The organism is Annamia dubia NIES-4383 (assembly GCF_055394725.1).
This window is the reverse complement of record NZ_AP025630.1, coordinates 416,171-428,051: the sequence shown is the minus strand read 5'-3', so window position 1 is coordinate 428,051 and position 11,881 is coordinate 416,171. Positions and strand designations below refer to the sequence as shown.

Here is an 11,881-nt window from a genome sequence, read left to right as displayed (position 1 = left end):
TCACTGTTGAGTGTTTTATCTTGTCCATTCGTGTTTTTGACGTGCGGTCACTAAGAAATCAAGGGTAGATTGATCCCTTTCCATTTCAGAAACGGCCGAACCTTTTTTAAATAAAGCGCCCGTTGGACAAGACTGGACACATTTGCCGCATTCCGTACAAGCGTCCACCGTACCCCAAGGTTGACTTAAGCCTGAGATAATACTAGATTTGTAGCCCCTACCTGCCACATCCCAAACGTGCGCCCCTTCGATCTCATCACAAACTCGCACACAACGAGTACATAAAATACAGCGATTTTGATCCTTGCCAAAAAAGTGATGAGAAAGGTCTACCTGACGTACAGGGAAACGATATTCAAAACGGGAATGATCGATCCCCACTTCAATAGCTAAATTTTGTAGTTCACAATTACCATTGACCACACAAACAGCGCAAACATGATTACCTTCGGCAAATAATAATTCTAAGATCATCCGCCGATATTCATTCAGTTTGGGGCTATGGGTATTAATGTTCATGCCATCTTCAATGGGGGTGGCACAAGCGGGAACAAGACGAGTATAACCATCATTCGTTTGTAGTTCCACTAAACAGACTCGACAGGCGGACACATCACTCACTCCGTCTAAATGGCAAAGGGTAGGAATATGAATATTTGCATCCTTAGCGGCTTGGAGAATGGACTCATCAATCCTAGCACTGATCGTTTTGCCATTAATTGTAATTTCTTTGACTGCCACGGGCTTCCTCCAAATTCTCTAATTGGTCATTATGTCGTTATCTAACAACTAATTTTAGTTTAATAATTAGTTTAGGATTAACTCTTTAAATTTTAATTAAGATTGAGCTAGTGAAAATCTACTTTTTACTGCAAACTTAATTTAATTATATTGTGCCACTATCTTGTTGTTTAGGATTAAATTAGTTATTTTACTTAACATTTGATTTCTTAACAAAATTTTAATAAACACTTTTTTTGTTGTTAAAATATTTTGTGGAGACTTTGGGATCAAGTCTCGATAGAATTTATACTTAAATGTTAGATTAAAGTTTTTACTTTAACAGTAGCTAAACCGCCTAAAGCGAACAACAAAATCCATGTTAAAACATTAACTCTTAAGTCAAATAAACTAACATCAAAACAATTAAATAACATACAACTAGCAAAAGCTATTAAATAGGTAAAAATTATTAAATAATCTTGATGTTTGGAGGTTAATTGTTTTAATAATAAAAGATTTTGATAGATAATAATTCCTATAAAAATTCCTAATAAAGCAATCCCAATTATACCAGTTTCCGCCGTAAACATTAAATAAAAATTATGGGGATGGCCTAACCATAAATTAGATGTTTGTTCGTAAAGTGGGGTAAAATTTCTTAAACCCCAACCTGTAAAAGGGTGTTCTTGAATTAAGTTAATTGTAAATTTCCATTGAGTTATTCTTAACATTTCTACGGGGCGATCGGGATACATTTCATCAGATAATCTACCCCAAATATACATCGGAATGATTTTTCTTAACCATGTTTTAACAGGATCAGCCCCGATCGCTGACCAAATAATAGTTAAAATCATAGATATTAAACCTAAAATTATTTGATATAAACCCCGATCAAATAAAAAACAAATAACAGCGATAAAACTAATTAACCAACTATTACGAGAACTGGTTAAAATTAAGCCAATAATATCTAAAATTAAGGTTACATTCAAAAAAATAAAGATTTGATTTTGATAAAAATTATTGAATTTTTCAGGAAAAATAAAAGGATAATTAGGATGATTAAGATTAGAGAACAGCGATTTTTTTTGTATTAAATTTTGATATATTTCAACCCATAAACCTAAAGCCAAAATGAAAGTTATTTGTAAATAAATAGCCAAAAAATTAGCATAAAGAAAAACAGATGACATTCTACCTTTAGGCACTCCACCTGTTACTAATTCCCAATCTAAAAGATAGGGAATATGCCAATTTAAAAATAATTGTCCTAGGCCTAAAATAACAACAAAAAAAGAAGGAATAACCATTAACCAAGCAATTTGTCGTAATTGACTAGGATGATTAAATAACAGATAAAGAGAAGAAAAAGCGAAGAAAAAAGGTAAATAATTAGCCAATCCTAAAAAAGCTTCTTGAGCATAGGTTGCAAAACAAGAAGTAATAATTAACCAAATACTTAAAACCGCTAAAATTTTATTTAACAAACTTTTTTGATTTATTTTATTATATTTAATCCATCTTAAAATCATAGTAATAAAAATTAACACCCCACCGAAAGAAGGAATTATGGGAAAAATTAAAACTCCAACTTGAAATAATATCCAAATTTTTGGAGGAGGGAACTTAATAGATTTTTGTGCAAAAGCTTGATCAATTTGTTCAGGCATTATTTAATATAAAAATTCTTAAATTATTTAATAATAGTGTTATAATCTTTAAAAGATTATACCTAAAATTTTAACATAGTTTTAAAATATTTCTTTGATCAAAAAATTAAAATCTATCAAAAAACTCGATCATAAATTAACTAAATTAAGTTAATATTAGTTGATGCTCATTATTAAATTAAAAATTTATGTCAAAATAAGATCAAAAAAATAAAATTCAAGCTCTGCCTTAAAATAGATTTTTAGACTAACATCAATAGTAGAAGAAATTAAACTATTTGTATTAGAAATTATCCATTATTTTCTAATTTTTAAGGTCTTAACATTAAAAATCAGTTAAAATTTTGATCAACAAAATCTTTTTTTTTGTCTAAGAAAATGTTAAAGTAGTAAATCTAAATTATATAAAAAAATACAGTAAATTATTATGTTTGACGCATTAGCCGATCGCCTAGAAAGTGCATGGAAAAAATTAAAAGGTCACGATAAAATTACCTCTGGCAACATCAAAGAAGCCTTACAAGAGGTGCGCCGAGCCTTATTAAGTGCCGATGTTAACCTTGAAGTTGTGAAAACTTTTATCGCCGAGATCGAGAAAAAAGCCCAAGGCGCAGAAGTTATCGCCGGAGTTAACCCCGGCCAACAATTTATTAAAATTGTTTATGATGAACTGGTAAAATTGATGGGGGAAAGCAATGTCCCCCTTGTCCAAGCCGACACCGCCCCCACCGTCATTTTAATGGCGGGGCTACAGGGTACGGGTAAAACCACCGCCACCGCTAAACTTGCCCTTTATCTGCGCAAACAGGAACGCACCGCTTTAATGGTGGCTACAGACGTTTATCGTCCGGCGGCGATCGATCAGTTGATCACCCTTGGAGAACAGATCGATGTACCAGTGTTTCACCTTGGCAATGATGCGGATCCAGTGGAGATCGCCCGTCAAGGTATGGAAAAAGCCAAAGAATTAAAGGTTGATACCGTTATTATAGACACCGCCGGCCGTTTGCAGATCGATCAGGATATGATGGCGGAGTTGGCAAATATTAAAGAAACCGTTAAGCCCGATGAAACCTTGCTTGTGGTTGACTCCATGACAGGGCAAGAAGCGGCCAACTTAACCCGTACTTTTCAGGATCAGATCGGTATTACAGGCGCAATCCTCACAAAATTAGATGGTGATACCAGAGGAGGGGCGGCCTTATCGGTGCGGTTAGTATCGGGTAAACCGATTAAATTTGTGGGGGTAGGGGAAAAAGTAGAGGCTTTAGAGCCTTTTTATCCCGATCGCATTGCGTCCCGAATTTTAAATATGGGTGACATCCTAACCTTAGTGGAAAAAGCACAGGAAGCCATTGATATTGGTGACGTTGAGAAAATGCAGTCAAAAATTTTAGAGGCTAAATTTGATTTTGATGATTTTCTCAAACAGATGAAATTAATGAAAACAATGGGATCATTTGGCGGCTTATTAAAAATGATTCCGGGGATGAATAAACTCAGTAATGCTGATATTGAAAAAGGAGAAAATCAGTTAAAAAGAGTAGAATCAATGATTAATTCTATGACGGTTGATGAGAGAAAAAACCCCGATTTATTAGCAAAAGAACCTAATCGCCGCCGCCGGATTGCTAAAGGTTCAGGTTTTGAAGAAAAAGATGTATCAAAATTAGTGAGTGATTTTACCCGTATGCGTAGTATGATGAAACAAATGAGTTTAGGGAATTTTCCCGGAATGCCCGGAATGCCCGGCATGGGTGGAGGTATGCCCGGAATGGGTGGAATGCAGGGAATGCAAGGTTTTCGAGGTGGCGCACCCACTAAGAAAAAGAAAAAGAAAAAAGGCTTTGGCACACTTTAAACAGTGATCAGTGACCAGTTACCAGTGACCAGTAAGTAGTACAGGTATCCTGCCTGTTTGATAATTTGTAACAGGCAAGATGCCTGTTCCACTAATAACAAATAACAAATGATCAATGACTAATAATAAATAATAAATAATATGGCGGACTTTCAAAAACCAGAAAATAATACATCAATTCCCCCCCAAAATATAGAAGCAGAATCGGCAATTTTAGGGGGAATTTTACTCGATCCTGAAGCAATTGGAAGAATTGTTCATATCCTAACAATTGAGGCATTTTATGTTAAAGCAAATCAACATATTTATGAAGCTTGTTTAACCCTTCATGCACAAGGAAAACCAACAGATTTAATGACAGTTAGCGCCCATTTACAAGATCATAATTTATTAGAAAAAATAGGGGGAATTAACACTTTAGCACAGTTAGTAGATCGTACTGTTTCAGCAGTTAATATTGATCGTTATGCTGACTTAATTATGGATAAATTTATCCGTAGAGAATTGATTAGTGCGGGGCATGAAATTACGGATTTAGGATATGATACAACGAAAGAATTAGAACAGGTTTTTGATGAAGCAGAACAGAAAATTTTTAAATTAACTCAAGAAAGAGTACAGGAAGGTTTAGTGCCAATTGCTGATACATTGATCCAAACATTTAATGATATTGAAAACTTACATCAAAATATTAGTTTACCCGGTATTCCTTGCGGTTTTTATGATTTAGATGCTTATACCAGTGGCTTTCAAAGATCTGATTTAATTATTGTAGCAGGAAGGCCATCAATGGGCAAGACCGCTTTTGCCCTCAATATTGCCTTTAATATTGCGAAAAGTGAGCTACCTGTGGCCATTTTTAGTTTAGAAATGTCACGGGAACAATTGGCACAAAGACTCCTATCTTCTGAGTCTGAAATTGAAAGTAATCGCTTAAGATCTGGGCGCATTAGTCAACAGGAATTTGAGCCTTTAAGCCTTGCAGTAGGAGAGTTATCCGGTTTACCCATTTATATTGATGATACCGCAAATTTAACTGTTACTCAAATGCGTTCACAAGTAAGACGTTTACAAGCAGAAAAAGGGGATTTAGGATTAGTATTATTAGATTATTTACAATTAATGGAAGGGGGGGGAGATAATCGAGTTCAAGAATTATCAAAAATTACCCGATCATTAAAAGGTTTAGCAAGGGAAATTAATGTCCCTGTGATTGCTTTATCTCAGTTAAGTAGGGGAGTTGAACAAAGAACAAATAAACGCCCAATGTTATCTGATTTGAGGGAAAGTGGAAGTATTGAACAGGATGCCGATATAGTTATGATGTTATATCGTGATAGTTATTATAATCCTGATTCGGTTGATAGAAACATCGCAGAAATTATTATTGCTAAACATCGTAATGGGCCTACGGGTACAGTTAAATTATTATTTAAACCAGAATTGACTAAATTTGATAATTTGGCTCATCATCATTAGATGATTGACTTAACAGCCAGATCAAGAGGCATTTTTTTGTAAAACTTTAATCAAATTCATTCAATTTTTGTTCTTTTAAATCTTTTAAATGTTGTTTGGCTTGATCCCAAAATTGATCTAATTCTTGTAATTTATATTCCGTTAAAGGGCGATCGGCAAATTTTTCCATTAAAGCAAGTCTTTTAATAAATTTTTGATTAGTTGCTTGTAAAGCAGAAAAAGGATCAAGATCATACCATCTTGCTACATTAATTAAAGTAAATAATACATCCCCTAATTCTTCTTTTTGATGTTCTTTATTATCCGTTTCTACTGCTTCTTCAAACTCTTTTAATTCTTCATGAAATTTATCCCAAACTTGTTCAATCTGATCCCATTCAAAACCAAATTGAGCGGCCTTTTTTGCCATTTTCACACTTGCCATTAAAGGGGGCATACTCCTTGCATAACGGCTTAATTGATAACTTAATAATTGAGTTTTTTCTTCCGTTTCCCCTTTTTCCTTCGCTTTAATTTTTTCCCAATTTTGATGGACTTCTTCTACATTTTTAATTTCTAAATTGCCAAAAACATGGGGATGACGGCGGATCATTTTTTCGGTAATTCCTTGCGCAATTTCTGTTAAACTAAAATGTTGTTTTTCACTAGCTATTTGTGCCTGTAATACTACTTGTAATAATAAGTCTCCTAATTCTTCAGCTATCTCTTTTTGATCACCCCTTTTAATCGCATCAACTACTTCATAAGCTTCCTCAATAATATAGGGAATTAATGTTTCTGAAGTTTGCTCAAGATCCCAAGGGCATCCCCCCTCTGGCTCTCTTAACTGTGCTACAACTTGAATTAAATTATTAATTGCTTCTAATACCGCTTGTGATTGATTTTGATTTAATGATTTACTCATAAATTAAAGTATTTAATTTAGTTAATTGAATTAAGATAATTGTTAACTGGTTACTGTCAAAAAAAGTTATCTTTCGTTGTTAATTAGATTTTTCGCTAAAATCTAAATCATAACTGATTATTATTGTTTTTCGTCAATTATTTACGGTTGGGGAATGATAGGTGTTTTGGGCGTATTTTGATTGTTATTTTGAAGTTTTTGTGTTTTCGCTGTGGTGGGCTGTAAAGCCATTTGTTTAATTTGATCTTTATATTTAGCCGGAGCTAATGACATGGCAGAAGTAAATAAGGGTTTCGCTTCTTCATTTTTACCCTGTCTTTGGAAGACAAAAGCCTTAGCTAAAACTGGGCGAAAATCAGTTTTATTATTTTCGATCGCCTGATCATAAACGGCGATCGCCTCAGTATAACGTGCCTGTTGCACATAAACCTGACCTAAAATCAATTGTACGGAGGTTAGATCAATTTGTTGAGTTTTCTGAGTATTTGCACTATTAGCAGTTTTAAGAGTTTCCTGTAAAAGAGCGATCGCACCTTCAGGCAAATTTTGAGCTAAATATAAATTAACAAGGCCATTTAAAGCTTTAATATTACCAGCATCATTAGTTAAAATATTACGATAAATTCGAGCAGAAGCCTCATAATCCTCTAAATGTTGTTTAGTTTGAGCTAATAAAATTTGATAATCTATTTGTTGAGGGTTTAATTGTGCTAATTTTTCTAAAGGAGTAAGCGCACCTTTGATGTCACCCTGTTGTAATCTAATTTGTAATAGACCTTTTAAAGCGGTTTGGTTATCGGGTTCTTGTTGTAAAAACATTTCATAACCTTGAGCTTGTTGGGTTAATTTTTCTTGTTCTTGGCTAGTGAGGGAAACAGTTTCGGCCGCAGGAGTTTGGGAGTTAACCCCATTAGTTTGAGTTTGTTGTGTTTGTAAAAACTCTTGAAAATAGGGATAGGCCGAAAAACCACCTAAAACTAAGATCATCAAGATTAATAAAAGATAAAGTCCTGTTTTGCCTTTACTTTGAGAATTATTCATCATTAATTTAAAATAAAATCTTATTTCAATAAAAAAACTTTCCTTAGTTTAATTTAATTTATTATATAGCAATTCTCAATGGTGTAGTGAAGATACGGTAAAATATAAATTTTGTTGTCCTTAGTAAATTTAATTGTAAATCATTGCGTAAAATTCGTATTCGTCAGCACGTTAACCCTTTAGCCAGAAAATTTCAACAAACTGTCACTTTTCCCGATTGGCAGAAAATTTATGCTAAAATCAATCAACCTTTACATCTTGATATTGGTTGTGCAAGGGGTGAATTTATTTTAGAAATGGCGAAAATTCATCCTGATTTTAATTTTTTAGGGGTAGAAATTAGAGAACCTTTAGTCAATGAAAGTAATTTAGAAAGGGATTATTTAAACTTAACTAATCTTCATTATTTATTCTGTAATATTAATGTATCTTTGGCTGATTTATTACAAACTTTACCCCTCGAAAATTTAAAATGGATTACAATTCAATTTCCCGATCCTTGGTTTAAGAAAAAACATTATAAAAGAAGGGTTGTTACTCCAGAATTTGTTAATATTTTAGCTCAATTTATCTTACCAGAAACTAAAATTTTTATTCAATCTGATGTTGAAGAAATTGCCCTCCAAATTTGCAGTTATTTTAATAAAAATCAGCATTTTATCTTACAACATTCAACCCCTTGGTTAGAATCTAACCCCTTGCCCATTGCCACCGAAAGAGAAATAGCAACTATTAATAAAAATGCCCCTGTTTATCGGGCTTTATATCTCAGAAAAATTGATTAATTATTTTTAAATTTATCCCCTAACCCCTTTAAATTAGGGCAGGGGGAAATTATTTACTAACTCTTAATCACCCATTGAGAATAGGGATTTTTAACTAAATTAACATTATAATATTGAGCTTGTCCTGATACTTCTTCCCCGATCCAAGCAGGAATTTCTATCTTTTGATCCTCTGATTTTAACTCAATTTCTGCCACAATTAACCCCTCATTTTCCCCCGTAAACTCATCTACTTCCCATGTTAAATTATTAATACAAATTTCATAACGAATTTTCTCAATTAAAGGGCGATCGCAAAGATGATCTAACATCTCTTGAGCATCAATTAGCCCAATGGGATATTCATATTCAGAACGAGTATTACCAATAGTTTTACCCTTAATCGTTAAAAAAGCATTTTCTCCCACAATTCTAACCCTAATCGTGCAATTTCCGGCGGTGGGAAAATAACCTTGGCGATAAACTTTTCCCTTTCCTAAATTACGCCATTGATCACCTTTAACTAAAAATTTACGTTCTATTTCAATACCCATGAAATTAAATAATAAGTAATAAATCTTAAATAATAATTAGGAACTATTAATTAATAAGTTAAAACTAATTTAATTAATAATCCTTAATCAAAAAAATAAAAAATAACAAATGAATGTTAACCCGTAATACTACGGGGAACACCCTCAAGAGCTTCTTCTTCAGTCTCCATAATTTCAAAAACAGTGTCCATCATTGTTACTTCAAAAACTAATTTCGCCTCTGGATGTACATTACAGATCCGAAAACTGCCTTTCACTTTATCCGCATCTCGCATTCCCGCCACAAGGGAAGTTAAGCCAGAACTATCAATAAAATTAACACTCCCTAAATTAACCACCAGATGGGGACTTAATTTTGAGATACACTCTTGCAATTTTAAGCGAAATTGCCAAGCGGTTGTAATATCTAGTCGCCCTCTAGGGCTTAAAACAATTACTTCCGTTCCATCTTGGGTGATATACCTTGTTTGGTCAATTTGAATCACTATTTCCTCCATGTTGATTTTGGTTAAAAATCAATAAAGTATAAAATTTATTTTTAAATAATTATAATATATTCTAACTTGATTTCTAGCAAAAAAATTAGTTCACTAACAGAAGATCAAAGCTTAAAATTAGATGTAAAATTTTAGTTTATTAATATTTTATAATAATTTTACTGTTGATAAATTTAATGTTAATCAATCTTGATTTTTTCTAATCATTAAGTTATCTTTTATCCCCATTTAAAAATTGCTCCTCCCCAACTTAACCCAGCCCCAAAACCGGATGTAGCAATAAGATGACCGTTTTTAATTTTACCTTGTCTAACCGCTTCATCTAAAGCTAAAGGTATGGAGGCGGCCGAAGTATTACCATAATGGCTTAAATTACTAATTACTTTTTCGTCAGGTATATTTAATCTTTTGGCCACGGCTTCTAAAATTCTTTGGTTAGCTTGATGTAAAATTAACCAGTCTATATCATTAGTATTAAGATTGGTTTGGACTAAGATTTTTTCTATTACCTCTGGGACTTTCGCTACCGCAAAACGATAAACTTCACGGCCATTCATCTGAATGGGCGCAAAATTGCCTTGACGAATAGATACATCATGAATTAAATATTTAGTTTTACCGTTATAAGCCAAATTTAAAGAGTGGTTTTGTGTGCCATCACTATTGAGATCAAAGCCCAAAAGGCGATCTTCTTTGTCCGATGCTTGACAAACTAAAGCCCCAGCCCCATCCCCAAATAACACGCAAGTGGTGCGATCGCTCCAGTCTACCCACCGTGACAGAATATCAGCCCCAATAATTAAAGCTTTTTGATAAACACCAGTCCGAATGAACTGAGAAGCCGTAGCTAAAGCAAAAACAAAACCAGAACAAGCGGCCGTTAGATCAAAAGCCACTGCATTTGTTGCCCCTAATAAGCCTTGAACTTGGGCGGCCGTGCCAAATAGATCATCCGCCGTTGAAGTGGCTAAAATAATTAAATCTAATTCAGAAGGGTGAATTTTAGCCATAGATAAAGCTTTTTGCCCGGCCTTAAGTGCTAAATGACTTAATGACTCGGTTTCCGAGGCCAGATGACGAGTTTTGATCCCTGTGCGAGTGCGGATCCATTCATCATTAGTATCCACTAAATGACTTAAATCTTGATTAACTAGCATTTTAGCGGGGGTAGCCGATCCCGTTCCCGTAAAACTAATTCCCATTTGTTTCAAGGTTTTTCTCCATCTTGATAATTTTAAATAATTAATTTTGAGTTTCGTCTTCAGACGTTGTTAACTGTTCACCGTGATGGTGAGTTTCTTCAAGATAAGCCTTCATTTTTGGCATAACTTGATTTTCAATGGCTTGTTTTCCATTGCGAATAGCACTAAAAATAGAAGCGGCCTTAGAACTACCATGACTGATAATACAAACCCCCGGAACCCCAAATAATAAAGCTCCTCCGTGTTCAGCATGATCAATTCTTTGTTTAATATTTCTTAAATTTTGTTTTAATAAAAGTGTCCCTATTTTGCCTTGAATACCTTTAGGTAACTCCTCTTTGAGAATTTGTAACATAACCTCGCCGATCGCCTCAGCAAATTTGAGCAAAATATTACCAATAAAACCATCACAAACGATCACATCAAAATCTGCTGATAAAACATCTCTACCCTCCGCATTACCACGAAAAGAAATTTGAGGATTATCTTTTAAAAGTTGATAGGTTTTAATGGCTAGATCATTGCCCTTGTTTGGTTCTTCCCCCATATTCAGTAAACCCACTTGGGGATTTTCAATCCCTAGCACATATTTACTATAAATCGAACCCATAATCGCATATTGTTCCAGATATTTAGGGCGACAGTCCACATTAGCACCCACATCAAGGATAATCACCGATTTATCAGGGCGGATCGTGGGAAAAACAGTACCGATGGCTGGGCGATCGATCCCCTTGATCCTACCTAACTGAAGAAAACCGGCCGCCATGGCCGCCCCCGAATGTCCGGCGGATACCACCCCATCGGCTAGGCCTTGTTTAACCAAGCTCATGGCCACATTAATGGAGGCTTGAGGTTTACGCCGTAAAGCCGTTAAGGGTTTTTCGTTCATATCTACCACCCCTTGAGCCTCAACTATTTGTAAATTAGCACAATCAGGATGATGTTGTTGTAAATAGGATTTAATTTGCTGAGTTTCACCCACCAAAATAATCTCTACATCTAATTCTTGGGAAGCTTTAACCGCTCCCTCGATGATTTCATTGGGGGCATAATCTCCTCCCATTGCGTCTATTGCAATTTTTACTCGCATGATTCAGTCATTGCTGTGTTTTTATGAAAGCCTTACTGATTTTACCAGCGATCGGGTCACTTTTAACAATTGTCAACTGAGAATGATTAG

Annotated in this window: 11 protein-coding genes; 3 read left to right on the top strand and 8 right to left on the bottom strand. The window is 34.4% G+C overall.

What is annotated here, in order from left to right; translation table 11 throughout:
• Window positions 1–15 precede the first annotated feature (15 nt).
• Complete coding sequence (hoxU, locus tag Anndu_RS02135; RefSeq protein ID WP_464102785.1) at window positions 16–741, bottom strand: bidirectional hydrogenase complex protein HoxU; 726 nt, start codon at window positions 739–741, stop codon at window positions 16–18.
• 299 nt (window positions 742–1,040) lie between these two features.
• On the bottom strand, window positions 1,041–2,396 hold the full coding sequence (locus Anndu_RS02130; RefSeq protein ID WP_464102784.1) for an O-antigen ligase family protein: 1,356 nt from the start codon (window positions 2,394–2,396) through the stop codon (window positions 1,041–1,043).
• Window positions 2,397–2,823: 427 nt separating this feature from the next.
• Between Anndu_RS02130 and ffh the strand changes: the two genes are divergently transcribed.
• Window positions 2,824–4,257 (top strand): signal recognition particle protein, encoded by a 1,434-nt coding sequence (ffh, locus tag Anndu_RS02125; protein ID WP_464102783.1) that lies wholly within the window; start codon window positions 2,824–2,826, stop codon window positions 4,255–4,257.
• Between the two features lie 141 nt (window positions 4,258–4,398).
• Window positions 4,399–5,736: a replicative DNA helicase gene (gene dnaB / locus Anndu_RS02120; protein WP_464102782.1), complete on the top strand. Its 1,338-nt coding sequence runs from the start codon at window positions 4,399–4,401 to the stop codon at window positions 5,734–5,736.
• A gap of 46 nt (window positions 5,737–5,782) precedes the next feature.
• Here dnaB and mazG read toward each other — a convergent pair whose 3' ends face one another.
• Together mazG and Anndu_RS02110 are read right to left on the bottom strand one after the other, a co-directional pair.
• Window positions 5,783–6,640 carry a nucleoside triphosphate pyrophosphohydrolase gene (gene mazG / locus Anndu_RS02115; protein ID WP_464102781.1) on the bottom strand — a complete coding sequence of 286 codons (858 nt, stop codon included), beginning with the start codon at window positions 6,638–6,640 and terminating at the stop codon, window positions 5,783–5,785.
• Between the two features lie 141 nt (window positions 6,641–6,781).
• Window positions 6,782–7,684 (bottom strand): tetratricopeptide repeat protein, encoded by a 903-nt coding sequence (locus Anndu_RS02110; protein ID WP_464102780.1) that lies wholly within the window; start codon window positions 7,682–7,684, stop codon window positions 6,782–6,784.
• Between the two features lie 140 nt (window positions 7,685–7,824).
• Here Anndu_RS02110 and trmB point away from each other — a divergent pair, with 140 nt between their 5' ends.
• A complete protein-coding gene (gene trmB, locus Anndu_RS02105) occupies window positions 7,825–8,466 on the top strand; it encodes a tRNA (guanosine(46)-N7)-methyltransferase TrmB (protein WP_464102779.1) in 642 nt (213 codons plus the stop codon).
• A 56-nt stretch (window positions 8,467–8,522) separates the two neighbouring features.
• Here trmB and Anndu_RS02100 read toward each other — a convergent pair whose 3' ends face one another.
• From Anndu_RS02100 to plsX, 4 genes are all read right to left on the bottom strand, one after another.
• A complete protein-coding gene (locus Anndu_RS02100; RefSeq protein ID WP_464102778.1) occupies window positions 8,523–8,999 on the bottom strand; it encodes a CYTH domain-containing protein in 477 nt (158 codons plus the stop codon).
• A gap of 116 nt (window positions 9,000–9,115) precedes the next feature.
• Window positions 9,116–9,484, bottom strand: coding sequence for an STAS domain-containing protein (locus Anndu_RS02095; protein ID WP_464102777.1), 369 nt, complete (start codon window positions 9,482–9,484; stop codon window positions 9,116–9,118).
• A 230-nt stretch (window positions 9,485–9,714) separates the two neighbouring features.
• Complete coding sequence (locus Anndu_RS02090; RefSeq protein ID WP_464102776.1) at window positions 9,715–10,698, bottom strand: beta-ketoacyl-ACP synthase III; 984 nt, start codon at window positions 10,696–10,698, stop codon at window positions 9,715–9,717.
• A gap of 40 nt (window positions 10,699–10,738) precedes the next feature.
• Window positions 10,739–11,791, bottom strand: a complete 1,053-nt coding sequence (gene plsX / locus Anndu_RS02085) for a phosphate acyltransferase PlsX (protein WP_464102775.1) — start codon at window positions 11,789–11,791, stop codon at window positions 10,739–10,741.
• Between the last annotated feature and the right edge of the window lie 90 nt (window positions 11,792–11,881).

Excerpts from the sequence above, each read along its gene's own strand:
- Anndu_RS02130 (WP_464102784.1), bottom strand. The coding sequence starts at position 2,396 with ATGCCTGAACAAATTGATCAAGCTTTTGCACAAAAATCTATTAAGTTC.
- ffh (WP_464102783.1), top strand. The coding sequence starts at position 2,824 with ATGTTTGACGCATTAGCCGATCGCCTAGAAAGTGCATGGAAAAAATTA.
- dnaB (WP_464102782.1), top strand. The coding sequence starts at position 4,399 with ATGGCGGACTTTCAAAAACCAGAAAATAATACATCAATTCCCCCCCAA.
- mazG (WP_464102781.1), bottom strand. The coding sequence starts at position 6,640 with ATGAGTAAATCATTAAATCAAAATCAATCACAAGCGGTATTAGAAGCA.
- Anndu_RS02110 (WP_464102780.1), bottom strand. The coding sequence starts at position 7,684 with ATGATGAATAATTCTCAAAGTAAAGGCAAAACAGGACTTTATCTTTTA.
- Anndu_RS02100 (WP_464102778.1), bottom strand. The coding sequence starts at position 8,999 with ATGGGTATTGAAATAGAACGTAAATTTTTAGTTAAAGGTGATCAATGG.
- Anndu_RS02090 (WP_464102776.1), bottom strand. The coding sequence starts at position 10,698 with ATGGGAATTAGTTTTACGGGAACGGGATCGGCTACCCCCGCTAAAATG.
- plsX (WP_464102775.1), bottom strand. The coding sequence starts at position 11,791 with ATGCGAGTAAAAATTGCAATAGACGCAATGGGAGGAGATTATGCCCCC.